This window comes from Caulobacter sp. AVps16 (assembly GCF_058681455.1).
In genome coordinates this window covers 3,506,823-3,532,671 of the sequence record NZ_CM178739.1, presented here as the reverse complement: position 1 = coordinate 3,532,671, position 25,849 = coordinate 3,506,823, and the positions used below count along the sequence as shown (strand labels likewise).

Annotated in this window: 25 protein-coding genes; 22 read left to right on the top strand and 3 right to left on the bottom strand. The window is 67.8% G+C overall.

The features are described 5' to 3' along the window. Positions 1 to 61: 61 nt before the first annotated feature. Positions 62 to 577, bottom strand: a complete 516-nt coding sequence (locus ACW17U_RS16955; RefSeq protein ID WP_492053974.1) for an energy transducer TonB — start codon at positions 575 to 577, stop codon at positions 62 to 64. 71 nt (positions 578 to 648) lie between these two features. Then, positions 649 to 924, bottom strand: coding sequence for a type II toxin-antitoxin system YafQ family toxin (locus tag ACW17U_RS16950; protein ID WP_492053972.1), 276 nt, complete (start codon positions 922 to 924; stop codon positions 649 to 651). Between the two features lie 105 nt (positions 925 to 1,029). Here ACW17U_RS16950 and ACW17U_RS16945 point away from each other — a divergent pair, with 105 nt between their 5' ends. The 9 genes from ACW17U_RS16945 to trpS all read left to right on the top strand — a co-directional run bounded on the left by ACW17U_RS16945 (position 1,030) and on the right by trpS (position 13,207). Continuing rightward, positions 1,030 to 1,287, top strand: a complete 258-nt coding sequence (locus ACW17U_RS16945) for a type II toxin-antitoxin system RelB/DinJ family antitoxin (RefSeq protein WP_492053971.1) — start codon at positions 1,030 to 1,032, stop codon at positions 1,285 to 1,287. 185 nt (positions 1,288 to 1,472) lie between these two features. Continuing rightward, positions 1,473 to 4,172, top strand: a complete 2,700-nt coding sequence (gene mutS / locus ACW17U_RS16940; protein WP_492053970.1) for a DNA mismatch repair protein MutS — start codon at positions 1,473 to 1,475, stop codon at positions 4,170 to 4,172. Positions 4,173 to 4,193: 21 nt separating this feature from the next. Continuing rightward, positions 4,194 to 7,019 carry a [protein-PII] uridylyltransferase gene (locus ACW17U_RS16935; protein ID WP_062142501.1) on the top strand — a complete coding sequence of 942 codons (2,826 nt, stop codon included), beginning with the start codon at positions 4,194 to 4,196 and terminating at the stop codon, positions 7,017 to 7,019. A gap of 761 nt (positions 7,020 to 7,780) precedes the next feature. Then, complete coding sequence (locus ACW17U_RS16930; protein WP_492053967.1) at positions 7,781 to 8,185, top strand: thiol-disulfide oxidoreductase DCC family protein; 405 nt, start codon at positions 7,781 to 7,783, stop codon at positions 8,183 to 8,185. Then, positions 8,182 to 8,622 carry a DUF3429 domain-containing protein gene (locus tag ACW17U_RS16925; RefSeq protein ID WP_492053965.1) on the top strand — a complete coding sequence of 147 codons (441 nt, stop codon included), beginning with the start codon at positions 8,182 to 8,184 and terminating at the stop codon, positions 8,620 to 8,622. The genes ACW17U_RS16930 and ACW17U_RS16925 overlap by 4 nt, the downstream gene beginning before the upstream one ends. Next, a complete protein-coding gene (locus ACW17U_RS16920) occupies positions 8,615 to 9,370 on the top strand; it encodes an SDR family NAD(P)-dependent oxidoreductase (protein ID WP_492053964.1) in 756 nt (251 codons plus the stop codon). Before ACW17U_RS16925 ends, ACW17U_RS16920 begins: the two co-directional genes overlap by 8 nt. Before the next feature lie 4 nt (positions 9,371 to 9,374). After that, positions 9,375 to 10,328: an NAD(P)/FAD-dependent oxidoreductase gene (locus ACW17U_RS16915; RefSeq protein ID WP_492053962.1), complete on the top strand. Its 954-nt coding sequence runs from the start codon at positions 9,375 to 9,377 to the stop codon at positions 10,326 to 10,328. A 99-nt stretch (positions 10,329 to 10,427) separates the two neighbouring features. Continuing rightward, entirely contained in the window at positions 10,428 to 11,990 is a 1,563-nt protein-coding gene (murJ, locus tag ACW17U_RS16910; RefSeq protein ID WP_492055760.1) for a murein biosynthesis integral membrane protein MurJ, read from the top strand. A 167-nt stretch (positions 11,991 to 12,157) separates the two neighbouring features. Beyond that, positions 12,158 to 13,207 (top strand): tryptophan--tRNA ligase, encoded by a 1,050-nt coding sequence (gene trpS, locus ACW17U_RS16905; RefSeq protein WP_492053960.1) that lies wholly within the window; start codon positions 12,158 to 12,160, stop codon positions 13,205 to 13,207. Positions 13,208 to 13,334: 127 nt separating this feature from the next. Here the strand turns inward: trpS and ACW17U_RS16900 are convergent, their stop codons facing one another. Next, complete coding sequence (locus ACW17U_RS16900) at positions 13,335 to 14,603, bottom strand: cytochrome P450 (RefSeq protein ID WP_062142525.1); 1,269 nt, start codon at positions 14,601 to 14,603, stop codon at positions 13,335 to 13,337. Between the two features lie 119 nt (positions 14,604 to 14,722). Between ACW17U_RS16900 and ACW17U_RS16895 the strand changes: the two genes are divergently transcribed. The 13 genes from ACW17U_RS16895 (at position 14,723) to trmB (ending at position 25,714) form a co-directional block, all read left to right on the top strand. After that, a complete protein-coding gene (locus ACW17U_RS16895; RefSeq protein ID WP_062142528.1) occupies positions 14,723 to 15,292 on the top strand; it encodes a NifU family protein in 570 nt (189 codons plus the stop codon). Between the two features lie 98 nt (positions 15,293 to 15,390). Further along, positions 15,391 to 15,978 (top strand): malonic semialdehyde reductase, encoded by a 588-nt coding sequence (locus tag ACW17U_RS16890; RefSeq protein ID WP_062142531.1) that lies wholly within the window; start codon positions 15,391 to 15,393, stop codon positions 15,976 to 15,978. Between the two features lie 109 nt (positions 15,979 to 16,087). Beyond that, positions 16,088 to 16,735, top strand: a complete 648-nt coding sequence (gene tsaB / locus ACW17U_RS16885; protein ID WP_492055759.1) for a tRNA (adenosine(37)-N6)-threonylcarbamoyltransferase complex dimerization subunit type 1 TsaB — start codon at positions 16,088 to 16,090, stop codon at positions 16,733 to 16,735. Continuing rightward, positions 16,732 to 17,184 (top strand): GNAT family N-acetyltransferase, encoded by a 453-nt coding sequence (locus ACW17U_RS16880; RefSeq protein ID WP_492053957.1) that lies wholly within the window; start codon positions 16,732 to 16,734, stop codon positions 17,182 to 17,184. Before tsaB ends, ACW17U_RS16880 begins: the two co-directional genes overlap by 4 nt. Before the next feature lie 44 nt (positions 17,185 to 17,228). Continuing rightward, complete coding sequence (locus ACW17U_RS16875; RefSeq protein ID WP_062142537.1) at positions 17,229 to 17,636, top strand: Fur family transcriptional regulator; 408 nt, start codon at positions 17,229 to 17,231, stop codon at positions 17,634 to 17,636. 180 nt (positions 17,637 to 17,816) lie between these two features. Then, the gene (gene miaB / locus ACW17U_RS16870; protein WP_492053955.1) at positions 17,817 to 19,169 is read left to right on the top strand and encodes a tRNA (N6-isopentenyl adenosine(37)-C2)-methylthiotransferase MiaB; all 1,353 of its coding nucleotides are present in this window, start codon (positions 17,817 to 17,819) and stop codon (positions 19,167 to 19,169) included. Next, positions 19,166 to 20,110, top strand: coding sequence for a PhoH family protein (locus ACW17U_RS16865; RefSeq protein WP_062142543.1), 945 nt, complete (start codon positions 19,166 to 19,168; stop codon positions 20,108 to 20,110). Before miaB ends, ACW17U_RS16865 begins: the two co-directional genes overlap by 4 nt. A gap of 34 nt (positions 20,111 to 20,144) precedes the next feature. Further along, positions 20,145 to 20,597, top strand: coding sequence for an rRNA maturation RNase YbeY (ybeY, locus tag ACW17U_RS16860; protein ID WP_492055758.1), 453 nt, complete (start codon positions 20,145 to 20,147; stop codon positions 20,595 to 20,597). Positions 20,598 to 20,606: 9 nt separating this feature from the next. Beyond that, a complete protein-coding gene (locus ACW17U_RS16855) occupies positions 20,607 to 21,512 on the top strand; it encodes a hemolysin family protein (protein WP_492053952.1) in 906 nt (301 codons plus the stop codon). Beyond that, entirely contained in the window at positions 21,509 to 23,050 is a 1,542-nt protein-coding gene (lnt, locus tag ACW17U_RS16850) for an apolipoprotein N-acyltransferase (protein ID WP_492053950.1), read from the top strand. Before ACW17U_RS16855 ends, lnt begins: the two co-directional genes overlap by 4 nt. Positions 23,051 to 23,123: 73 nt before the next feature. Continuing rightward, positions 23,124 to 23,555, top strand: coding sequence for a helix-turn-helix domain-containing protein (locus tag ACW17U_RS16845; RefSeq protein ID WP_492053948.1), 432 nt, complete (start codon positions 23,124 to 23,126; stop codon positions 23,553 to 23,555). A gap of 119 nt (positions 23,556 to 23,674) precedes the next feature. Then, positions 23,675 to 24,898: a methionine adenosyltransferase gene (gene metK / locus ACW17U_RS16840; protein WP_492053947.1), complete on the top strand. Its 1,224-nt coding sequence runs from the start codon at positions 23,675 to 23,677 to the stop codon at positions 24,896 to 24,898. A gap of 135 nt (positions 24,899 to 25,033) precedes the next feature. After that, on the top strand, positions 25,034 to 25,714 hold the full coding sequence (gene trmB, locus ACW17U_RS16835; RefSeq protein ID WP_492053946.1) for a tRNA (guanosine(46)-N7)-methyltransferase TrmB: 681 nt from the start codon (positions 25,034 to 25,036) through the stop codon (positions 25,712 to 25,714). Positions 25,715 to 25,849: the final 135 nt, after the last annotated feature.

The window sequence follows — 25,849 nt, the reverse complement described above, 5'->3', positions numbered from 1 at the left end:
GAAAGTGCTTTAAAACAAAAGACTTGAGCCTTTCACCGATCCAGTTGGATCGGAAAATGCTCTAGAGGTCGCGGCCGCGTTTGCCCGCGACCGAGAACACCAGCGCAAGTAGCGCGAAGGCGATCGCCCCCACGCCCGCGATCAACAGCATGTCGCCGGAATCGAGCGGCGCGAGCGACGGCTCGGCACCTTTGGGCAGCGCTGCCGTCGCGGTCTTGAGCCGAGACCAGCTGTCCTGCGGCATCTGGAAGACGATCGGGATCGTCACTTCGGGCGTCTTGGCTGCATAGTCGGCGGGCGGCGGCAGCATCCGGAACTTCTGGGACAGGGCGATGGCCGCGATGCCGAAATCCTCGCCAGTCGGGATTTCCGAGATCACCTGGCAGTTTCCCAGGCGGCCGTCAGGACCGACCTGGCACTTGATCACCGCCCTGCCTTCGATCCCGTGGCGCTGGGCGTGAGCCGGATAGGCCCATTCCATGTCATCGGCGGTCGGCTTTTCCAGCCAGTCGGGCTTGTAGCGGCCCATGACAGCGGGGCGCTCCGGCGTGGTGGCCGGCGCCTTGGATACAGACATGACGGACCCCCAACCTTGGGGCGATTTAGCGGCAGTTCTCAACGAGAGGCAAGCGACTCGACGCTCACGGCCTAGCTGAAGAGCTCGCTGTGGGAGCCCAGCCGCAGAAGCTCGATCGATGTCCTGGTTTTCCGATAGATCAGCACCAGGTCAGGCTTCAGATGGCAGTCCCGGCAACCCTTCCAGTCGCCCCTGAGGGGGTGATCCCTGTTGGCGACGGGCAACGGCGTTTCGCTGACCAGCAGATCGACTGTCGCCTTGAAAACGGCGTCCAGGTCCGTGTGCCTCCCGGCCTTCTCGCGCTTGTAGTCACGCTTGAACTGACCGGTGATTTCGAGCGCCAGCATTCTGCGTCTCCGATGGTTTGGGCGAGGCGCGGAGGATTCAGATTGACGATCGTCCCATTGTAGCTACATTGTAGCCACATCTCGCCCTCTGAAGGATCTATCGTCATGGCCGCTCTGGACACGGTTAGAGCGCGGATCGACGCCGACCTGAAAAGGGATGCGACGGCGGCGCTGGCCGATATGGGCCTCACGATCTCGGACGCCATTCGCCTCATGCTGGTTCGGGTCGCCGCCGAAAAGGCGCTGCCATTTGATGTCCGGACACCCAATGCCACGACGCGGGCGGCCATCGCAGCGGCTGATCGGGGTGAGCTTGTTCGCTTTGATAGCGTCGATGCCGCGCTGGCTGACCTCAACGACTAGAGATTTGCCGAGAGGCTCTGCCTGTCTGAGCGCCGTTGTCATGGTTTCCCTGACAGCTGAGTTCGCTACCAGTTCGCCCTCGCTCATGCCGCCCCTCTGACCGGCCGAACAAACCTACAGCACAAAACATGAACATTCTACATGGCGCTTCTGCGAAGCAGCGTCAAACGTTAAGTCATGGCGTCATGAACGCCCCCGCCGCTCCCGCCATCCAGACCTATGACGCCACCGGCGCGACGCCGGTCATGGCGCAGTTCTTCGAGATGAAGGCGCGGCAGCCGGATGCCCTGATCTTTTTCCGGATGGGCGATTTCTATGAGCTGTTCTTCGATGACGCGATCGCGGCCGCGGCGGCCCTGGGCATTTCCCAGACTTTCCGGGGGACGCATAATGGCGAGCCGATCCCGATGGCCGGGGTGCCGCAGCACGCGGCCGAGGCCTATCTGTCCAAGCTGATCCGCCAGGGCTTCAAGGTCGCCGTCTGCGAACAGATGGAAGACCCGGCCGAGGCCAAGAAGCGCGGCTCCAAGTCGATCGTCCGCCGCGACATCGTTCGGGTGGTGACGCCGGGGACCCTGACCGAGGAAGGCCTGCTCGACGCGCGCGGGGCCAATCGCCTCGCCGCCGTGGCCGTGCGGGCCGGACAGGCGGCCGTGGCCAGCGTCGAGCTGTCGACCGGCGAGGTCGAGGTGTTCTCGGTCAGCAAGGACGGCGTCGCCGCGATCCTGGCCGCCCTGGCCCCATCCGAGACCCTGGTCGCCGACCGGCTGCTGTCGGACGAGACCCTGTCCCAGACCCTGAAGATCTGCGGCGGCCTGATCCAGCCCATGCCCTCGGCCCTGTCCGAGCCCCAGGCCTCGGAGGCCCGGGTCAAGCGGCTCTATGGCGTCGAGACCCTGGACGGCTTTGGCGGCCTGTCCCCGGCCGAGATCGGGGCCCTGGGCCTGATCGCCGCCCATCTGGACATGACCCAGGCCGGCAGGCTGCCGGCCCTGCGGGCGCCGCGCCGGGCGGCCGATGCCGATGTCATGGCCATCGACCCGGCGACCCGCGGCAGTCTCGAGATTGACCGCACCCAGGCCGGTGACCGCAACGGGTCTCTGCTGGCGGTGATCGACCGCACGGTCAGCGCCGGCGGGGCCCGCCTGCTGGCCTCGCGGCTGGCACGGCCGCTGCTGGATGTCGCGGCCATTGATCAGCGCCTCGACGCGATCCAGTGGTTCGTCGAGCATCGGTCCCTGCGCCAGACCCTGCGCGAGACCCTGAAGGGTTCCGGCGACATGGCCCGCGCCCTGTCGCGCCTGGCCCTGGGGCGGGGCGGGCCGCGCGACCTGGGCTGCCTGCGCGACACCCTGAAGACCGGCCAGGCCCTGGCCGCCCTGGTCGCCGGCTCCGGCAATGCCTTGGCCTCGCCGCCGTTCGAGCTGGAACATGCCTTCCGCGCCCTGACGCCCGACCTGCATGAGGGTCTGGCCGGCTTCCTGGCGGCCCTGGAGGCCGGGCTGGGTCCCGACCTGCCGGCCCTGGCCCGCGACGGTGGCTTCGTCGCCGCCGGGGTGCGCGAGGAGCTGGATGAGGCCCGGGCCCTGCGCGACAACAGCCGCAAGGTGATCATCGCCCTGGAGGCCCAGCTGGCGGCCGAGAGCGGTGTGCCCCTGAAGATCCGCCACAACGGGGTACTGGGCTATTTCGTCGAGGCCACGGCCGGCAAGGCCGACCCGCTGTTCCAGCCGCCGCTGAACGCCACCTTCATCCACCGCCAGACCCTGGCCAACCAGGTGCGCTTCACCACGGTGGAGCTGGCCGATCTCGACGCCCGCATCGCCCAGGCCGCCGAGCGGGTCCTGGCCATGGAGGTGGCCGCCTTCGAGACCTGGCGCGAGGTGGCCCGCCTGCTGGCCGACGCCATCCAGATCGCCGCCGAGGCCCTGGCCCGCCTGGACGTCGCCGCCGCCCTGGCCGAATGGGCGCAGGACAGCGGGGCCACGCGTCCGGTCGTCGACCACTCCCTGGCCTTCGACGCCCAGGCCGCCCGCCATCCGGTGGTCGAGGCCGCCGTCAAGCGGGCCGGCGATCCCTATACGCCCAATACCTGCACCCTCGACGCCTCGGGCGAGACGGCCGCGCGCCTGTCGATCGTCACCGGGCCGAACATGGCCGGCAAGTCCACCTTCCTGCGCCAGAACGCCCTGCTGGCCATCCTCGCCCAGTCCGGCTGCTATGTGCCCGCCGTCCATTTCCGGCTGGGGGTGGTCGACCGCCTGTTCAGCCGCGTCGGGGCCGGTGATGACCTGGCCCGCGGCCGCTCGACCTTCATGATGGAAATGGTCGAGACCGCCGCCATCCTCACCCAGGCCACCCCGCGCAGCCTGGTGATCCTCGACGAGATCGGCCGGGGCACGGCCACCTATGACGGCCTGGCCATCGCCTGGGCCTGCGCCGAGGCCCTGCACGACACCAATCGCTGCCGGGCCCTGTTCGCGACCCACTATCACGAGCTGGCGACCCTGGAGGAGCGGCTGGACCACGTCTCCAACCTTTCCCTGCGGGCCAAGGAGTGGAACGGCGATCTGGTCTTCCTGCACGAGGCCGCGCCAGGACCCGCCGACCGCTCCTATGGCGTGCAGGTGGCCAAGCTGGCCGGGGTGCCGGCCCCGGTGGTGGCCCGGGCCCGCGAGGTGCTGGACCGCCTCGAATCCAAGGCCGAATCACCCGCCCGCCTCGATGACCTGCCGCTGTTTGCCATGAGCCAGGCCCTGTCGGCGCCCGTCCAGGCGACACCCAGTGTCGTGGATACGGCCCTGAAGGACCTGGATATCGACGGAATGTCGCCGCGCGAGGCTCTTGAGGCGCTATATCGCCTTAAGGGACTGCTCAAGGCTTAGCGGGTACACCATATCCCCATCATGCCCCGTCGCCTTCGCCCCACCCCGCTGGAACATGTCGTCGACGGCCACGCCCTGCGCGCCCGTCTGTCGGCCGCCGCCCTCGATGCCCTAGGCGACGAGGCCGCCCAGCGCGCCCGCGCCATCGAGATCCTCAAACAGGCCCTGTTCCGCGGCCGGATGATCGCCAAGGAGCGACTGGAAAACGGGGCCGGCGGGCTGGAGACTTCGCGCCTGCTGAGCGGCGTCACCGACGAGGTGATCACCGCCCTCTATGACTTCACCACGGTCCACGTCTTCCGGGCCCGCAACCCGACCGAGGGCGAGCGCCTGTGCCTGCTGGCCGTGGGCGGCTATGGCCGCCGCACCCTGGCCCCGTTCAGCGACATCGACCTGCTGTTCCTGCGGCCCTACAAGCAGACGCCCCATGCCGAGAGCGTCATCGAGTTCATGCTCTATGCGCTGTGGGATCTCGGCTTCAAGGTCGGCCACGCCTCGCGGACCGTCGAGGAATGCGTGCGCCTGTCGCGCGAGGATTTCACGATCCGCACCTCGATCCTCGAGGCCCGCCGCCTGACCGGCGACGAGCGCCTGGCCGCCGATCTGAAGAAGCGCTTCCAGGACGATGTGATGAAGGGCACCGGAGCCCAGTTCGTCGCCGCCAAGCTGAAGGAGCGCGACGACCGCCAGGCTCGGGCTGGGGCCAGCCGCTATATGGTCGAGCCCAATGTCAAGGAAGGCAAGGGCGGCCTGCGCGACCTGCACACCCTGATGTGGATCGCCGAATATCTGCATCCGGTCGACCGTCCGGAAGACGTCTTCAAGCTGGAGGTCTTCGACCGGCGCGAGGCCAAGGCCTTCATCCGCGCCTTCGACTTCCTGCACGCGGTGCGCGCCCACCTGCACTTCACCACCGGCCGCCCCGAAGAGCGCCTGACCTTCGACCTGCAGCCCGAGATCGCCCGCCGCATGGGCTATGGCGACCGGGGCGACGCCCCGGCGGTCGAGCGTTTCATGCGCCGCTACTTCCTGATCGCCAAGGAGGTCGGGGCCCTGACCCGCGCCTTCTCGGCCAAGCTGGAAGCCGACAATTTCAAGCACGAGCCCAAGGGCATTTCCCGCTTCCTGCCCGGCGGCGGCCGGCCCAAGCGCAAGGCCCTGGATGTCGAGGGCTTCTATGAGGACGGCGGCCGCCTGAACATTGACGGCCAGGACGTGTTCGAGGCCGATCCGGTCAATCTGATCCGGCTGTTCCGGATCGCCGACGAGCGCGATCTCGACCTGCATCCCGACGCCTTCACGGCCGTGACCCGCAGCCTCGGCCTGATCACCTCGCGGGTGCGGCGCGACGAGGAGGCCTGCGCGGCCTTCCTCGACCTGCTGGCGCGCGGCAAGCGCTCCTATCGCACCCTGACCCTGATGAACGACGCCGGAGTGCTGGGCCGGTTCATCCCGGAATTTGGCCGCATCGTCGCCCAGATGCAGTTCAACATGTACCACTCCTATACGGTGGACGAGCACACCCTGCGGGCCGTGGGCGTGATCGGCGACATCGCTGCCGGACGTCTGGCCGACGACCATCCCCTGGCCGTCTCGATCATGCCGCTGATCGAGGACCGCGAGGCCCTGTTCCTGGCCATGCTGCTGCATGACACCGGCAAGGGCGGGGTGGGCGGTCAGGAAAAGGCCGGGGCCCGCAGCGCCCGCAGCGCCTGCGAACGCCTGGGCGTCGACCGCCTGAAGGTCGAGCTGGTGGCCTGGCTGGTCGAGAACCATCTGGTGATGAGCGACTTCGCCCAGAAGCGCGACGTCTCCGACCCCGGCACGGTCGCCGCCTTTGCCCGCATCGTCGAGAACCCCGAGCGCCTGCGCCTGCTGCTGGTCATTACCGTCGCCGATATCCGCGCCGTGGGGCCGGGGGTCTGGAACGGCTGGAAGGGCCAGCTGCTGCGCGAACTCTACAACGCTACCGAGGCGGTGTTCCGCGGCGGCCGGGGCAGTGACGCCGCCGCCAGTGTCCAGCGCCATCAGGAGGCCGCTGCCGAGGCGGCGCGGGCCACCCTGATCGCCGACGACCCTGCCGCCAAGGGCTGGGCCGCCGCCATGGAGGACGCCTATTTCGGGGCCTTCAACACCCAGGACCTCAAGGACCATGCCGCCCTGGCCCGCCGCGCCGCCATCCAGGGCGGGGCCGCCGCCGAGGGCCAGGTGCGTCCGGGCTCCAATGCCGCCGAGATCGTGGTCGCCGCCAAGGACCGGCGCGGCCTGTTCGCCGACCTCGCCCTGGCCATCTCGTCCCTCGGCGGCAATGTGGTCGGCGCCCGGGTCTTCACCTCGCGCCAGGGCCAAGCCCTCGACGTCTTCTATGTCCAGGACGTCACAGGTGCCCCGCTCGGCTGCGAAAACCCCCGCGCCCTGCGCCGCCTGGCCGACGCCCTGGAAGCGGCCGGACGCGGCGAGATCATGAGCTTCGAGCCCCGCCGCGGAGCCGAACAGTCGCGCACGGCGGCCTTCACCATTGCACCCAGTGTCGTGGTCGACAATGAGGCCTCCAACGACGCCACCGTGGTCGAGGCCTCGGGCCGCGACCGTCCGGGCCTGCTGCACGCCCTGGCCCAGACCCTGGCAACGAGCGGCCTGTCGATCCAGTCGGCCCATATCGACGGCTATGGCGAACGCGCCGTCGATGCCTTCTATGTCCAGACAGCCGAGGGCGAGAAACTGACCGAGACCCGCAAGGTCACGGCCCTGAAGGCGGACCTGCTCTCGGCCCTGGAAGCCAATGAGGCCGGGGCGCCGAACACGCGGCCGGGCCTGAAGCGGGCGCGGGCGAGCGTGGCGCGGTAGGGGCGGTGTGTCTACTGGCTGACGCCGCAGGCCCCCTCCTGACCGCTAACGCGGTCGTCCTCCCCCCTGCGGGGGGAAGATGAAACGCGCCGACCTCATCTTCCCCCTCCGGGGGAAGACGATCGCGAAGCGATCCGTAGGGGGCAAGTGCGGGGATTGGGCTAGATCTATCCTCTGAGTTTCCCGAACAAACTCTATCCCAATCAATGCCTTGCAATAAATCGGAGCGCGCCAGTCCGACGCGATGAACCCGCCCGCATAATCAATCTCACCTGACAGCACGGGAAGGGCGTCCGGCCGGCGACCAGCGACGGCTGTCAGGGGTGATCGAGCGGGGCCACCGGTCGGACGAATGTCCGTTCCGGCGTGCTTAAAGTGAGGGCGGGGGACGTAAACCCGCCTATCGGGGGTCTGCCAGGGCCTCCGCCCGTCCGAAGGTTCGCTCCGGGTCCCTCCGGAACCGGCGTGGCTTGCAGCCCAAGGCTCAAGTCCGTCGCGAGGAGGACAAGGCCCGGGTGGGGCAAAAGGTTGAACCAGACCTGCGCGCCCCGGCCAGAGGGATAACGGTCACGCGGAGCGTCTGTCTTCGTCGAAACGGTACTTCTAAACCCCCTCATCCGGGCGAGGCCCGGACGCTTCGCGACCCTTCCCACACCTTCAGCGGTCCTCCGCGTGAAGCGGCCCGGCCGTGTCGGTCGCCCCAGCCCGATTGCTGTCCTCGCCGCGCCGCGTTACGGGTGGCGCGCAACAGGACAGACCCGGTGTCGAGCGTTCCAGATCCACAGATGATCCCCGCCGTGACGGTGTGGTTCGACGGCGATTGTCCCCTCTGCGTTCGGGAGATCGCCCTGATGCGCCGGCTGGACAAACGCGGGGCCATAGCCTTCGAGAACGTGGCCGGCGACGGGAGCTGTCCGATCGACCGGGCCGATCTGCTGGCGCGCTTCCATGCCCGCGAGGCCGGTGGGCCCATGGTCTCGGGCGCGGCCGCCTTCGCCGCCCTGTGGCGGGCCATTCCGGTTTTGGCCCCGTTCGGACAACTGGCGCGTCTTCCGCCGCTGTTGTGGCTGCTGGAACGGGCCTATCGCGGCTTTCTGCGCCTGCGGCCCCGCCTGCAGGCCCTGGTTCGCCGCCTGGATGCCCGCCCGAGCCGAGACGCCGCATGAAGCCCTCATCCCCCATCCCGCCCGTGGTCCTGGCCTATGGCCTGCTGGGCCTGATCCCCTTTCTGGCCCCGCCCCTGGTCGGCTGGCTGCAGCCTGACCAGGCCGCCCTGGCCGGCCGCGCCCTGGCCCTTTATGGCGGCCTGATCCTGTCCTTTCTGGGCGGCGCCCGCTGGGCCCTGGCGGTTCGCGAGGCCCGGGTTGATGCCCGGGTGGTGTCCCTGGCCATGATCCCGACCCTGGCCGCCCTGGCGGTCCTGCTGCTGCCGGACGCGATGCGGGCGGCGCAGCTGGCCCTGCTGGCCCTGGCCCTCTTGATCCACGGGGCCTGGGATGTCTGGTCGCGCGGCCTGACCGCCTGGTATCCACGCCTGAGGCTGGTTCTGACCCTCGGGGCGGTGGCCGGACTGTCGGCCGGGGCCCTGGTGCTGCATGGCTGAGGCCCCCGGCCCCTGCGGCCGGCTGGCGGTGGTCGTCGGCGGCACGGGCGGGGTCGGCGCGGCCCTGGCCGCCGCCCTGGTCGGGGATCCGGCCCATGACCGGGTGATCGTCCTGTCGCGTCGCCCCCCGGCCGAGGCCGTGGCAGCGGAGGCCGGGGAGCGGCTGGTCTGGATCGCCGCCGACATTCTCGACGAGGCCAGCCTGGCCGAGGCCGCCCGGCAGATCGGCGCCCTGGGGGTGCCGACCCTGATCCTGATCGCCACCGGCCTGCTGCATGGCGACGGCCTGGCCCCGGAAAAGTCCCTGCGCAACCTGAATGCCGAGGCCCTGACCCGGGTCCTGCAGGTCAATGCCGTGGGCCCGGCCCTGGTCGCCAAGCACCTTCTGCCCCTGACGCCGCGCGATCGTCCCAGTGTCCTGGCCGCCCTGTCGGCCCGAGTGGGCAGTATCGGCGACAACCAGCTGGGCGGCTGGTACGGCTACCGCGCCTCCAAGGCGGCCCTGAACATGCTGATCCGCACCCTGGCCGTCGAACATCGCCGCACTCGCCCCCTCGGCGTCTGTGTGGTTCTGCATCCCGGCACGGTGGCGACGGCCCTGAGCGCGCCCTTCCAGACCGGCGTCCCCGACGGGAAACTGTTCACGCCGGAGCAGTCGGCCGCCGCCCTGTTGGCGGTGGTCGCGGGCCTCGGCCCCGAGGCCAATGGCGGCTTCTATGCCTGGGACGGATCTCCGATCGCATGGTGACCTCATGACCGCAGCCGCGACGCCCCGCACCGCCGTGATCGGCGCCGGTATGGCCGGTCTGACCTGTGCCACCGCCCTGCAGGCCGCCGGTCGGACGGTCGTGGTCTTCGACAAGGCGCGGGGTCCGGGGGGCCGAATGTCGACACGGCGACAGGCCCTGGACGGGGGCGAGATTGCCTTTGATCACGGGACGCCCGCCTTTGCCGCCACCGGCAGCGACTTTCAGGCCCAGGTCGAGACCTGGCGGCAGGCGGGTCTGGTCGCCCCCTGGCCCGCTGCGGGCGAGGGACAGTTTGTCGGGCTTCCGGCCATGAACGCGCCCCTCAAGGCCATGGCCGCCCCGCTGGAGACCCGCTGGAGCCAGACGATCACGGGGCTGTCGCGCGACGGTTCCGGCTGGCGTCTGGTCGGGACGACGGAGGACGAAGGCCCCTTCGACCAGATCGTCCTGGCCCTGCCCGCCGAACAGGCCGCTGTCATGCTGGCCCCGGTCCAGCCTGACTTCGCTGCGGTGGTGGAGGCCGTCTGCTCCGAGCCGTGCTGGACCCTGATGGCGGTCTTCGCGCACCCGGTGCCGAGCCCTCAGGCTGTTCTGACCGGCGGCGGGGGGGTGGCCTATGCCGGGCGCGAGGCCGACAAGCCGGGACGCTGCGGGACGGAGGCCTGGGTGATCCAGGCCGGCCCGGACTGGTCGCGGACCCATCTGGAGCTCACCCCTGAAGCGGCCGTTCCGCTGCTGCTGGCCGGGTTCGGGGCCCTGCTGGGCGTCGCCCCGCCGGTCGCTGTATCGGCCGTGGCCCACCGCTGGCGCTATGCCCGGCCCCTGGCCGCGCCGCGCGAACCCCTCTGGGACCCGGCCCTGGGGCTGGGGGTCTGCGGCGACGGGCTGGGCGGCGGTAGCGTCGAGGGGGCCTGGCGCTCGGGCCATCGGCTGGCGCAGCGGCTGGTGACCGCATGAGCCGGCGTGCCTTCCCTTGACGCCCTTGCCGCCAGCGCTCAGAAGCCGTCCGTGAACGACACCGCCCCCCCCGCCGCCGCCCCGAAAAAAGCCCCCGGCATGATCCGGTCGTCGGCGATCTATTCCGGCCTGACCCTGGTCAGTCGCCTGATGGGCTTTGTGCGCGATCTGGTGATCTCGTATTTCCTCGGGGCCAGCGCCAATTTCGCGGCCGACGCCTTCAACACCGCCCAGATGTTCCCCAACCTGTTCCGGCGGATCTTTGCCGAGGGGGCCTTCGCGGCGGCCTTCGTGCCGGCCTATTCCAAGACCCTCGATCGTGATGGGGCCGCGGTGGCCGACAAGCTGGCGGCCGATGCCATGGCCACCATCGCCGCCTTTACGGTCGGTCTGACCCTGGTCTCCCAGGCGGCCATGCCATGGCTTATGATGGTGATCAGTCCGGGCTTCGGCTTCGGCACCGACAAGTACAAGCTGGCCGTGATCCTGACCCAGATCACCATGCCCTACCTGCCCTGTATGGCGATCGTGGCCCTGCTGTCGGGCGTGCTGAACGCCCGGGGCAAGTTCATCGTTTCGGCCGCCGCGCCGATCCTGCTGAACCTCGTGACCCTGATCGCCGTGATCCCGACCCGCAATGCCCATGACGCGGCGGTGGCGGCGTCCTGGGGCATTCTGGCGGCCGGGGTCTGCCAGGTGCTGCTGCTGGTCTGGGCGGTGCGCAAGGCGGGAGCCACGATCCGCTGGCGGCTGCCGCGCCTGACGCCCGAGATCAAGGGCCTGATCGCCCTGGCCGTGCCCGGGGCCATTGCTGCCAGCGCCAGCCAGATCAACATCACCATCTCCGGCGTGCTGGCCAGCCATGTGAACGGCGCGCGGACCTGGCTGGCCTATGCCGACCGCCTCTATCAGCTGCCACTCGGCCTGGTGGGCGTCGCCATCGGGGTCGCCCTGCTGCCGCGCCTGTCGCGGGCCGTGGCGGCCGAGGATCGCCGCGAAGCCCAGACGGCCATGGACCAGGCCATCATTTTCGCCCTGGCCCTGACCCTGCCGGCCGCCGTGGCCCTGTTCAGCATTCCCTATTTCCTGATCGACGGCCTGTTCACCCGCGGTGAATTCACGGCGTTCGACGCCCGCCAGACGGCCAATGCCCTGCTGCACTATGGCTGGGGCACCCCGGCCTTCGTCCTGGCCCGCATCCTGTCGCCGGCCTTCTTCGCTCGTGGCGACACCAAGAGCCCGATGCGTTTCGCCCTGGTTTCGGTGGCGATCAATATCGGCCTGGGCCTCGCCCTGTTCCCGGTCATGGGCGTGCCCGGCCTGGCCGCCGCGACCAGCGCCGCCTCCTGGATCAATGTGCTGCAGATGGCCCTGACCCTGAGCAAGCGCGGCGACTACACGCCCAGCGCCATGGCCTGGGGCAAGATCGTGCGGGTGCTGGCGGCCAGCGTCTCCCTGGGCCTGATCCTGGCGGCGATGTCGCACTGGCGCGCCGCCATTGAGGCCCCGATCCTGGCCATGGGCGTCGGTGCGGCCAAGGAGCTGGCCATCCTGGCGACCTGCGTCCTGGCGGCGGGCCTCTATCCTGTGCTGTTGCTGCTCTCCGGCGGCGTGACCCTTGCCGAGGCCCGGCTGGTGCTGCGGCGCGGGGCGGGGCGCTGACCCGGCTTGCCCTGAGGGGCGCGGAGCGGTAACCAGCGGCCATGGCTTTGATCGGTCCCTTCCCGCCGCGATGGCGCGGCTCCTGCTGACCCTGATCGCCGCATCCCGGGATGCGGTTGGCGTTTCCGCGCTCGCCATTCCAAGTTTCAAGATCCAAGGCTGAAGCCATGACCGACCAAGCTCCTGTCGCCGCCTATGCGGGTCCCGCCCGTGTGCTCTCCGGCGTGCAACCCTCCGGCGCCCTGCATCTGGGCAACTATCTGGGCGCGCTGGTGAAGTTCGCCCGCCTGCAGCACGAGATCGACACCTTCATCTTCGTGGCCGACCTGCATGCCATCACGGTGTGGCAGGAGCCGGCCGCCCTGGCCCAGCAGACCCGCGAGATCGCCGCCGCCTATCTGGCCGCCGGTCTCGATCCGGCCAAGGCCACCATCTTCCCGCAGTCGGCCGTGCCCGAGCACGCTGAACTGGCCTGGATCTTCCAGTGCGTCGCCCGCCTCGGCTGGCTGGACCGCATGACCCAGTTCAAGGAAAAGAGCGGCAAGAACAAGGAACGCAGCTCGGTGGGGCTCTACACCTATCCGGTGCTGCAGGCCGCCGACATCCTGATCTACAAGGCCACCCATGTGCCGGTCGGCGAGGACCAGAAGCAGCATCTGGAACTGACCCGCGACATCGCCGCCAAGTTCAACCACGACTTCGGCATTCCGGGCGGGGCGCCGAACTTCTTCCCGCAGCCCGATCCCCTGATCCAGGGTCCCGGTGCGCGGATCATGAGCCTGCGTGACGGCTCGGCCAAGATGAGCAAGTCCGACCCGTCGGACTATAGCCGCATCAACCTGACCGACGATGCCGACGCCATCGCCACCAAGGTCAAGAAGGCCCGCACCGATCCCGAGCCCCTGCCGGAAACCCTGGAAGAACTGGCCACCCGGCCCGAGGCCGATAATCTGGTCGGCATCTTCGCGGCCCTGGACGGCCGGACCAAGGCCGAGGTTCTGGCCGACTATGCCGGCAAGGGCTTTGGGACCTTCAAGCCGGCCCTGGCCGAGCTGGCGGTCGAGAAGCTGGCCCCGGTGGGTGAGCGCATGCGGTCCCTGCTGGCCGATCCGGCCGAGATCGACCGTATTCTCGCCAGGGGCGCGGAGCGGGCTCGCGAAGTGGCAGCCCCGACCGTGGCCGAGGTCAAGAAACTGGTGGGGTTCTGGGGGGCTTGAAACTCGCCCCCTCCTGACCGCTTCGCGGTCGTCCTCCCCCGTAGGGGGAAGACGAAGCCGCGCTGACCTCATCTTCCCCCTACGGGGGAGGAGCGCCGAAGGCGCGGAGGGGGCAAGTGTTCGCCGACTAGACCCGCTCGGGGATCCGCACCGTCAGGGTCTCATAGCCCTTCACGAAGCTAGAATAGACCCGGCGCGGTTCGTCGAGGACCTCGATCTTCGGGAAGCGCTTGAGGATCTCTTCCCAGACGATCTTCAGCTGCATTTCGGCCAAGCGATTGCCCACGCAGCGGTGGATGCCGAAGCCGAACGACAGGTGGCGGCGGGGGTTTTCGCGGTCGATGATGAAGCTGTCGGCGTTCTCGATCACGGTGTCGTCGCGGTTGCCCGAGACGTACCACATGACGACCTTGTCGCCCTTCTTGATGGTCTTGCCGGCCAGTTCGACGTCTTCCAGAGCCGTGCGGCGCATGTGGGCCAGGGGCGTCTGCCAGCGGATGATCTCCGACACCATCGACGGGATCAGCTCGGGATTGGCCCGCAGCTTGGCTTCCTGTTCCGGATTCTTGGACAGGGCATAGAGGCCGCCGGTCAGGGAGTTGCGGGTCGTGTCATTGCCGCCGACGATCAGCAGGATGATGTTGCCCAGATACTCCATCGGCGGCATGTCGCGCGTGGCCTCGCCATGGGCCAGCATCGAGATCAGGTCGCCGCCGGGCTCGGTGGCATTGACGCGCTCGTTCCAAAGATTGGTGAAATAGGCCAGGCACTCCAGCAGTTCGGCCCGGCGGGCCTCTTCGCTTTCGATCAGGCCGCTTTCCGGCGAGGCGGTGGCGATGTCCGACCAGCGGGTCAGCTTGCGGCGCTCTTCCCACGGGAAGTCGAACAGGGTGGCCAGCATCTGGGTGGTCAGCTCGATCGAGACCTTGTCGACCCAGTCGAAGGGCTCGCCGATCGGCAGGTCGTCGAGGATCAGGTTCACCCGCTCGCGGATCAGGCCTTCCAGCTTGGCAAGGTTCTGGGGCGAGACGATCGGGCTGACGGTCTTGCGCTGGATGTCGTGCTTGGGCGGGTCCATGGCGATGAACATCGGCAGGACGAAGTCCTCGTCGAAGTTCCGGATCGTGATGCCGCCCAGATGGGCGTCGGACGAGAACACCGCGTGATTGGTGTCGACGGCCATGATGTCGTTGTACTTGGTGACCGACCAGTAGGGGCCCGTCTCTTCGTCGCCCTTGGACCAGTGGACCGGATCCTCTTTCCGCATGCGCTCGAAATAGGGCCACATGGCGTCGGCCTGGAACAGGACCGGGTCGGCCACATGGTAGTCCTCAAGGGGAATGGACCAAGCCTTGGCGCGCGCATCGGCGCTCAGATCAATCGAGCCATCGCTCATGGAAGCCTCCCGCAGGTCGTTGTTTTCCGTATCACGCCAGAAAATGACGCCTGTGTCACCTTTCTTTGTCGTGAGCCGGATCTCTTGCGCATGGACGCCCCCGGGTCCATTTGTCCGCCATGTTCATCCAGACCGAAACCACCCCCAATCCCGAGGTCCTGAAGTTCCTGCCCGGCCGTGAAGTGCTGGGTGAGGGCGCACGCGAGTTCAAGACGGCAGCAGAGGCCGAGTCCTCGCCGCTGGCCAAGGCTCTGTTCCAGCTGGGCGACGTGACGCGGGTCTTCTTCGGCCCTGATTTCCTGACCGTGACCAAGGACCCCGATGCCGAGTGGCCACATCTGAAGGCCCCGATCCTGGCCGCGATCATGGACCATTTCACCAGCGGGCGGCCCCTGCTGCTGGATGCCACAGCCAGCGGGCATGATGATGACGGCGTCTATGACGAGGATGCCAGCCAGATCGTCGCCGAAATCAAGGAACTGCTCGACACCCGCATCCGCCCGGCCGTAGCCCAGGACGGCGGCGACATCGTCTTCAGCCGGTTCGAACCGGCCACGGGCGTGGTCTGGTTGCACATGCGTGGGGCCTGTTCGGGCTGTCCGTCCTCTTCGGCCACTCTGAAGTCGGGCGTCGAGAACATGCTCAAACACTATGTGCCCGAGGTCACCCGGGTCGAGCAGACGCTGTAGCGCCTGGACCTCGGTCTTGATGGCGTGCGCTTGCGCCGCCTCATCGGATTCCTATATTGTAACTAAGTAAGTTGCTGATAGCCCCCTGAGGATCGCAAATGGCCAAGCTCGACGCTCCGGCGCTCGCCCAACTGTTCACCGAAGCCCGTACCCGCAACGGCTGGAAGACCGACCCGCTGCCTGAAAGCCTGCTGCGCGAGCTGTACGACCTGGTGAAGTTCGGGCCCACGGCCGCCAACTCCACCCCGGCCCGGTTCGTTTTCGTGACCAGTCCGGACGCCAAGGCCAGACTGGCGGCGCTGTCCTCCGGCTCCAATGGCCCCAAGATCCTGCAGGCCCCGGCCACGGTGATCATCGGCTATGATCTCGACTTCCCCGAAACCCTCGACAAGCTGTTCCCGCACGCCCCGGGGGCCAAAAACTGGTTCGGCGACCCTGTGGCCAAGGAGTGGGGCGCGTTCCGCAACAGCTCGCTGCAGGGCGGCTATTTCATCCTTGCGGCCCGAGCCCTGGGGCTCGATGTCGGGGCGATGTCGGGCTTCGACAATGCCGGCGTCGATGCCGAATTCTTCGCCGGCACCAACATCAAGTCCAACTTCATCGCCTCGATCGGTTACGGCACGGACGATGGCCTGTTTCCGCGCAGCCCGCGCCTCGACTTCGAGGAAGCGGCACAGATCGTCTGATCACGACGGACCCTGCGCCGTCGGTCGCCTGAGCGGCCGAAGGCGCAGGGTTCTTTTTGTGCATCCAGCGCGTACGCGCTAAACCCCGGACATGATCCAGCCTGCCCCCATGATCCTGGCCATCGACACCTGCCTGGGCGCGAGCTCGGTCGCGATCCTGGCCGGTGACCAGGTGCTGGCCGCCCGCACCGAGCCCATGACAAGGGGTCATCAGGAACGGATCGGGGTCCTGGCGCGCGAGGTCGCTCATGAGGCCGGGGTGGCCTTTTCCGAACTGACCCGGATCGGTGTGACCATAGGACCCGGCTCGTTCACCGGCCTGAGGGTGGGCCTGGCCTTCGCCAAGGGCCTGGCCACCGCCCTGTCGATCCCCTGTATCGGGGTCAGTACCCTGGAAGCCCTGGCCCATGGCACGCCTGGCTTCGTCGCCGCCGTGCTCGATGCCCGGATGAGCCAGGTCTATCTGCAGGTCTTCGACGGTCGCATCGCCCTGATGGCACCAGACGCCCTCGATCTGGGCTCGGCGGCGGCAAGGCTGGCCGAACTGCATGGCGGTCAGGCCGTGACCCTGATCGGCTCGGGCGCGCCCCTGTTGGCGCAAACCTTTCCCAGGGCGACGATCCTGACGCCCGCTGCGCCGGATCCGGTCGCCATTGCCCGCCTGGCCGCCGCGCGGCCCGTCCCCCTGCATTCGCCCCGTCCGCTCTATCTGCGCGCGCCCTATGCCACCCTTCCGGCCGGCGCGGCCGCATCATGATCCTGCGCCCCGTAGGCCTTGAGGCCTGTTTCAGTCTGGCGGACCTGCATGACCGCTCCTTCGAGCGGCCCTGGAGCGCCCTGGCCCTTGAAGACCTGCTGAACTCGCCCGGCGTCTTTGCGGTGCTGGGCGAGGCGGGCGAGCCGGCCGTCGAGAAGGGCTTCATCCTGTGCCGCTCGATTGCGGGCGAGGCCGAGATCCTGACCATCGCCGTCGACCCCGGCGCGCGCCGCCGGGGCTGGGGTTCTGCCCTGGTGGAGATGGCGGCCGGCATCGCGGCGGAAACCGGCTCAGACGCCCTGTTTTTGGAAGTCGCGGCCGACAATGCCGCCGCCCTGGCCCTCTATGCGTCAGCCGGTTTTGCCAAGGTTGGTCTGCGCCGGGGCTATTATCCCCATCCTGAGGGCGACCGGGACGCAGTTGTCATGCGCCGGGCGCTTAACACATAAGGCTTTGCCGCCTATCTTGCGGCGACTCAGACGGAGGCGCCGCCTTGGATCGACTTGAAAAGCTGTGCATCGATAAGGGCATGCGCATGACCGACCAGCGCCGCGTGATCGCGCGCGTACTGTCGGCGGCCGACGACCATCCGGATGTCGAAGAGCTGCACCGCCGCGCCCACTCGGTCGATCCGCATATTTCCATCGCCACGGTCTACCGGACGGTGCGCCTGTTCGAGGAGAGCGGCATCATCGAGCGTCACGACTTCCGCGACGGTCGCTCGCGTTACGAAGAGACGCCCAGCCACCATCACGACCACCTGATCGACATGAAGACCGGCAAGGTGGTCGAGTTTGTCGATGAGGAGATCGAGGCCCTGCAGACGGCCATCGCCCGCAAGCTCGGCTACAAGCTGATCGACCACCGCCTGGAACTCTACGGGGTTCCGATCGAGGAGTGATCGGCTCGCAAGATGCTCCCCCTCAGGGGGAGCCGTCGCGGAGCGACTGAGGGGGTCATCGCGGCCTCTGCCCAGCTGCCCCCACCGGCCCTCCGGGCCACCTCCCCCAAGAGGGGAGGATCTCAACTGTGTCCCCAGCGATCTTGCGCTGATGCACGCACGCCCCCATAACCTCGCCGCATGAGCGAGACCCCGCAAAAGCGCCTCTATATCAAGACCTACGGCTGTCAGATGAACGTCTATGACAGCGAGCGCATGGCCGATGTCCTGCGACCGCTGGGCTATGGCGTCGTCGATGATCCCGAAGGGGCGGATCTGGTGGTGCTCAACACCTGCCATATCCGCGAAAAGGCCACCGAGAAGGTCTATTCCGAGCTCGGTCAGATCAAGCTGATGAAGGACCGCAAGGCCGAGGGCGGGGGTCGCATGACCATTGCCGTGGCCGGCTGCGTCGCCCAGGCCGAGGGCCAGGAGATCATGACGCGCCAGAAGGCGGTCGATCTGGTGGTCGGGCCCCAGTCCTATCACCAGCTGCCCGAGCTGATCGCCCGCGCCCACCGGGCGACCGGCGAGCGGCTCTCGACCCATTTCGCTGCCGACGAAAAGTTCGACGCCCTGCCGGCCGAGCGCCAGGTCAAGGGTGTCACCGCCTTCCTGACCGTTCAGGAAGGCTGCGACAAGTTCTGCACCTTCTGTGTCGTGCCCTATACGCGCGGCGGCGAATGGTCGCGGCCGGTCAATGACATCGTCGAGGAAGCCCGGCGCCTGGCCGATCAGGGCGTGCGCGAGGTCACCCTGCTGGGTCAGAACGTCAATGCCTATGACGGCGACGGCTCGACCCTGGCCAAGCTGGTCCGCCGGCTGGCCAGGATCGATGGCCTGGACCGGATCCGCTACACCACCAGCCATCCGCGCGACATGGGCGATGACCTGATCGAGGCCCATGGCGAACTGCCGGAGCTGATGCCCTATCTGCACCTGCCGGTGCAGGCCGGCAGCGACAAGATCCTCAAGGCCATGAACCGCGATCACACGGCTGAAAGCTATGTGAAGCTGATCGAGAAGATCCGCGCCGCCCGCCCCGACATCGCCATGAGCGGCGACTTCATCGTCGGCTTCCCCGGCGAGCGCGACGGCGATTTCGAAAAGACTCTCGACCTGGTTCGCGAGGTCGGCTTCGCCTCGGCCTTCTCGTTCAAGTATTCGCGCCGCCCCGGCACGCCGGCCTCGGCCATGACCGGTCAGGTCGACGAGGCGGTGAAGGCCGAGCGCCTGGAGCGCCTGAACCAGCTGCTCGACGAACAGCAGAAGGCGTTCAATGCCGGCCAGGTCGGCAAGGTCCTGCCCGTGCTGTTCGAAAAGGCCGGTCGTCACCCCGGCCAGATCGTCGGCCGCAGCCCCTATCTGCAGGCGGTCCATGCCGAGGGCGGCGAACAGCTGATCGGGACGATTGTTCCGGTCCGGATCGAATCCGCCGCCAAGATGAGCCTGGGCGGCGTGCTGGAAACCTCTTCCATTCTGGAGACCGCTTGAGTCGCACCCCCGAGTTCCTGCCGCTGTCGGACGATGCGGTTCATGCCGTCACCGGTCCCCACGGCCGTCACGCCGCCCTGATCGAGGACGCCTTCAGGGTGCTGATCGAGACCCCGGGCGGTGGCGTCACCCTCACCGGCGACGTCAAGGGACGTACCGGAGCCAAGCGGGCTCTGAGCGACCTGGCTCACCGCGCCGATGCGGGCCAGGAGGTGGTCGAGGCCGATGTGCGGATCGCGGTCGGCGAGGCCCAGAGCACGGGCGGTCAGGCCTCCGGACGAACGGTGCGCAAGGGTGCCGTGTCGCCCAAGACCAAGGGCCAGGCCCGCTATATGGAGGCCATGGGCAGCCATCCGCTGTCCTTCGGCCTGGGTCCGGCCGGCACCGGCAAGACCTTCCTGGCCGTGGCCCATGGGGCAGGCATGCTGCTGCGCGGCGAGGTCGATCGCCTGATCGTCACCCGCCCGGCCGTCGAGGCCGGCGAGAAGCTGGGTTTTCTGCCCGGTGACCTGAACGAAAAGGTCGATCCCTACATGGCCCCGGTCTGGGAAGCCCTGACCGACATCATGGGCGCTGACCAGCTGCGCCGCCGGCGCGAGAAGCTGGAGATCGAGGTTGCCCCGATCGCCTTCATGCGCGGCCGCACCCTGGCCCATGCCTTTGTCATCGTCGACGAGGCCCAGAACTGTTCCCGCCTGCAGATGAAGATGGTCCTGACCCGGCTGGGCGAAGGCTCCCGCATGGTGGTGACCGGCGATCCGACCCAGATCGACCTGCTCAATCCGCGCGATTCCGGTCTGGCCCACGCGGTTTCGATCCTGGAAGGCGTCGAGGGCGTGTCGGTCTCGCGGTTCACGGCCGCCGACGTGGTGCGCCATCCGCTGGTCGAGCGCATCGTCAAGGCCTATGACGCCGACGCCGCCCAAAGCACGCCGCGATAACGAGCCCGCCCCGCTGATGACCATCACTGTTGATATCGAGATCGAAGACGAGGCCTGGATCAAGGCCGAGCCTGAAACCGAAGCCCTGGTCTGGCGTGCCGCCCAAGCGGTGCTGGATGCCCATCAGGACATTGAAGGCCAGGGGATCGTCATTCTGCTGGCCGATGACGACAGCATCCAGGTCCTGAACCGCGACTTTCGCCAGAAGAATCAGGCCACCAATGTGCTGTCCTTTCCCTCGCCGCCCAATCCGGAAGGTCAGATCGGCGACATCGCCCTGGCCTTCGGGGTCTGCCAGCGCGAAGCGATTGAGCAGGGCAAGCCGCTGGCGCACCATTTGCAACATCTGGTGGCGCACGGGGTGCTGCATCTCTTAGGATATGATCACCAAGGCGACGAGGAGGCTGAGTCCATGGAGGCCCTGGAACGCGAGATCCTGGCCACCCTGGATGTTCCCGACCCCTATGCCGCAGCAGAGGGACAGTGATCCAAGGCTATGCCCAGCGACGACTCTAGTCACAAGCCCGCCGCTTCCGCGCGAATGAGCCGGGGCGTGCGGGCGTTTTTCCGCAGGATGCGCAAGCGCCTGGCCGTGCCGGCTGAGCCGGTTCGGGCTGCTGATCCTGTGCAGGACAGCGCGGTCGACATCGTCGACCAGGCCGAGGCCTTCAAGACCCTGAAGGTCGCCGACGTCATGACGCCGCGCGCCGACATCGTCTCCGTCGAACTGTCGACCGCCTTTGAAACCCTGATCGGCCAGTTCACCGAGGCCGAGCATTCGCGGATGCCGATCTATCGCGAAACCCTCGACGACCCGGTCGGGGTGGTCCACGTCAAGGATGTGTTCCGGCTGCTGGCCTCGGATGACAAGCGTCCCGGCCCCGCCGATCTGGTCCTGCACAAGGTCCGGCGCGAAGCCCTCTATGTGCCGGCCTCGATGCGGGCCGCTGATCTGCTGCTGCGCATGCGCACCAGTCGCCTGCACCTGGCCCTGGTCATCGACGAGTTTGGCGGTACCGACGGTCTGGTGACCATGGAGGACCTGATCGAGGCCGTGGTCGGCGAGATCGACGACGAACATGACGACGCCACCGTCGCCGGTATCGTCGCGCGGCCCGGCGGCGTGTTCGAGGCCGATGCCCGTGCGCCCCTCGAGGAGTTGGAGGCAGCCCTCGGTCGCGAGCTGGCCCCGCCGGACATGGAAGAAGACATCGATACGGTCGCGGGCCTGGTCGTCGCCCTGGCCGGCCGCGTGCCCCAGCGGGGCGAGGTGATCGCCCATCCGGACGGTTTTGACCTCGAGGTGGTCGAGGCCGATCCGCGCCGGGTGCGTCGGGTTCGGGTGCGGCCCGCCGCTGTTCCGGGTGCTCCGACCGCCTCCGCGGACGCTGTCGCCTCGTGAGGTTCAGCCTGGCTCCGCCCTGGCGCGATCGGGGCCTGGCCCTGCTGGCGGGGCTCGCTGCGGCCCTGGCCCATCCGCCCTTCGGCATCCTGCCGGGCTTGCTGGGTTACGCCCTGCTGCTTTGGCTGCTGGATGAGATCGAGGGTCCCCGCCCCCTGAGGTCGGCCTTTCTGCGGGGCTGGCTGGCGGGTCTGGCCTATTTCGGGCTCGGCACCTGGTGGATCGGCGAGGCCTTCATGGTCGACGCCGCCAACCAGGGCTGGATGGCCCCCATCGCCGTGACCGCCATGGCCGGTGGCCTCGCCCTGTTCTGGGGCGTGGCGGCGGTCCTCTATCGGCTGATCCGGCCGCCCGGCGTGCGTCGTATCCTGGTGTTCGCGGGTACCTTTGCAGCCCTGGAATGGGCCCGCGGCCATGTCCTGACCGGCTTTCCCTGGAACCTGCCGGGCGAAACCTGGAAGGCCGGGTCGGCACCCTCCCAGACGGCCGCCCTGGTCGGCGCCTATGGCCTGACCTGGATCACCCTGGCCATTGCCGCCGCCCCCGCCGTCTGGCGCGAGGGCCTGGCCGGACGCAAGGCGATCGCCGCCGCCGGTGCCTTTCTCCTGGCGCTCTATGTCCAGGGCTGGATGCCCGCCTCGCCGGTGGCCCAGGGCAAGCCGCCGACGGTCCGGATCGTCCAGGCCGATATCAAGCAGGAGGCCAAGTGGGACGCCGAGCGGTTCACCCGCATCGTACAGGCCTATGTCACCCTGACGGCCCGGCCCTATGCCGGCAAACCGGCCGACATTGTGGTCTGGCCCGAGGGGGCCTTGCCGGCGGCGATCAATGACTATCTGGCCCCCGGGACCTGGGTGCGCCAGGCGATCGTCGACGCCCTTCAGCCCGGCCAGCTGCTGCTGATCGGCGGCTATCGCTATGACGGCCCGCCGGACCGGCCGGTCTATTACAACAGCCTGATCGCCCTGAAGCGCACCGCGACCGACCTCGAGGTGGTCGGCGTCTATGACAAGCATCGTCTGGTGCCGTTCGGCGAATATCTGCCGCTCGATGCCCTGTTGACCTCTCTCGGCGTCAAGAGCCTGGCCCATCTGGGCGAGGGCTTTGCGAAGGGTCCGCGACCGGCCCCGCTGCGGGTGTCAAAGGACCTGATCGTTCAGCCCCTGATCTGTTACGAGAGTCTGTTTCCGGGCCTGGCGCGCCCTGACTCCCGGGTTCGGGCCCTGGTCAATGTGTCCAATGACGCCTGGTTCGGCATGACCTCGGGGCCGCTGCAGCATCTCAACCTGGCCAGCTACAGGGCTATCGAAGCGGGGGTTCCGATCATCCGGGCGACGCCGACCGGTGTCTCAGCCCTGATCGACGCCAGGGGCAGGATCGTGCCCGGCACCCGCCTGGACCTGGGGGCCAGCGGCGTCATCGATGGTGTTTTGCCCAATTTGGGAAACCCTACGCCCTATGGCCGGATCGGCGATCTGGCCTTCTGGGCCCTGGTTTTCCTGTCGATTTTTGCAAGTTTTCGCAATCGCAGGGCTTAAGGGCTTTTATTTATTACGAATTCGTTAGACATAGGATGAATAAAAACCGCAATTTCAGCTATCAAGCGTAGGTATGAGCGTCCCTTCCGGCCAAGACCGCCACCCCAATCCGATCGACCTGCATGTCGGTGCCCGCATTCGAATGCGCCGCAAGATATTGGGCGTCAGCCAGGAACGGCTGGCCGAGGATCTGGGCCTGACCTTCCAGCAGGTCCAGAAGTACGAGCGCGGGGCCAACCGGGTCAGTGCCAGCAAACTGTACGAAATTGCCCGCAGCCTGCAGTCGTCGGTGGCCTATTTCTTCGAAGGCCTTGCCGACCCCACCGATGCTACCGGTGTCTCTGAAACCGGTTCGGAACAGTTCGTCCACGATTTCCTGATGACGCCCGAGGGTCTGGAACTGGCTGGTCTGTTTCCGAAGATCAGCCGGCCCAAGGTGCGCCGCCGGATCCTCGACCTGGTCCGCTCCATGGCCGAAGAAACCGCGCCGGACAGCGACGACTAGTCGGAACGGGTCGCGACACACGGCGCGGCTTGCAGACATAAACATATCTTTATATGCTGCTCGGCTAGTGGGGTGGACCTGTCGTCCACTCTCGCCAATGTCATGGTCGGAGCTGTCCCTTGAGCCGTTCGTCCTATATCTTCACCAGCGAGAGCGTCTCCGAAGGTCACCCTGACAAGGTCGCCGACCGGATCAGCGACACCGTCGTCGACGCCTTTCTGAGCGCCGACCCTGAAGCCCGCGTCGCCTGCGAAACCCTGGTCACCACCAACCGCATTGTGCTGGCCGGTGAAGTCCGGGCCGGCAAGCCCGACGGCGACAAGGCCGCCAACAAGCAGCTGACCAAGGACATCCTCAAGTCGCTGGAGCCCAAGGTCCGGGCCGCGATCAAGGACATCGGCTACGAGCAGAAGGGCTTCCACTGGGAGAAGGCCAAGTTCTCGAACTTCCTGCACGGTCAGTCGGCCCATATCGCCCAGGGCGTGGATGCCAGCGACAAGAAGGACGAGGGTGCCGGCGATCAGGGCATCATGTTCGGCTATGCCAGCACCGAGACCCCGGAGCTGATGCCGGCCACCCTGCAGTACAGCCACAACATCCTCAGCCATCTGGCCAAGCTGCGCCACAGCGGCGAGCTGCACGAGCTGGAGCCCGACGCCAAGAGCCAGGTGACCCTGGAATATGACGGCAACGGCAAGCCGGTCCGCGTCGTCTCGATCGTGGTGTCGCACCAGCACAAGAAGAAGATCGCCGGCAAGGCCGCGACCTCCAAGCGCGTGCTCGACCTGATCCGCCCGCACATCCTGCCGATCTTCCCCGAAGGCCTGATCACCAAGAAGACCCAGTGGCTGGTCAATCCGACCGGGCGCTTCGAGATCGGCGGTCCGGACGGCGACGCCGGCGTCACCGGCCGCAAGATCATCGTCGACACCTATGGTGGCGCAGCTCCGCACGGCGGCGGCGCCTTCTCGGGCAAGGATCCGACCAAGGTCGACCGCTCGGCCGCCTATGCCTGCCGCTACCTGGCCAAGAACGTCGTGGCCGCCGGCCTGGCCGATCGCTGCACCATCCAGATCGCCTATGCGATCGGTGTGGCCCAGCCGGTGTCGTTCCACGTCGACCTGCACGGCACGGGCAAGGTCGATCCGGCCGTGCTGGAAAAGGTCCTGCCCGAGCTGATCGGCGGTGCCACCCCGCGGTCGATCCGCCAGCACCTGCAGCTGAACAAGCCGATCTATGCCCGCACCGCCGCCTATGGCCACTTCGGCCGCACCCCCGACAATGAGGGCGGCTTCTCGTGGGAGAAGACCGATCTGGTCGACGAGCTGAAGGGCCTGGCGTAGGCCCTAGCCCCTCCGGGATTATGGAAACGGGCCTCGATCCCTGATCGGGGCCCGTTTTCGTTTGGCGCGCGTCCTCCGTTAAGGACTGGCTTCGCCACTGGCCTCCAACCGGGATGACGGCTAAGACGCCGCCCCATGACCAATGCCCCCATCCCCCACGGCCCGCTGCGCTCGTTCGGCCGCATCAAGTCGCGACCGGTGAAGCCGCGCCAGCAGGCGCTGCTCGACACCCTGCTGCCGGAAATCTCGATCCCGACCGCTGCCTTCGAGCCCCGCGACCTGGCACCCGAGACCACCGAGACGTGGCTGGAGATCGGTTTCGGCGGCGGCGAGCACATGGCCGCCCAGGCCGGCCGTCATCCGCATGCCCTGATCCTCGGGGCCGAGCCCTTCGTCAACGGCGTGGCCAGCGCGGTCCGTCATGTCGAGGAACAGGCGCTCGGCAATGTCCGCATCCACGAGGGCGACGCCCGCGACGTGCTCGGCTGGCTGCCCGATGCCTGCCTGACCCGGGTGTTCATCATGTTCCCCGATCCCTGGCACAAGGCCCGCCACAACAAGCGCCGCCTGATCCAGCCGGCGGTGGTGACCGAACTGGCGCGTGTTCTGAAGCCGGCCGGCCGCCTGCGCTTTGCCACCGACTGGGCCGACTATGCAGAATGGACCATCGAACGGGTCCTGGCCGATCCGGCCTTCCGCTTCGAAAGCGAGACCGCTGATCGCAATGCGCCACCGGTCGACCACGTGACCACGCGCTATGAGGAAAAGAAGCTGGGCGATTGCGCGCCGGTGTTCCTGGATTTTCTGAGGATTTAGAGGCGGGGGAACTTGCCCCCTCCGCGCCTTCGGCGCTCCTCCCCCGTAGGGGGAAGATGAAACGCGCGGATCTCATCTTCCCCCTACGGGGGAGGACGACCTGCGCAGCAGGTCAGGAGGGGGCGAGTGTGATCT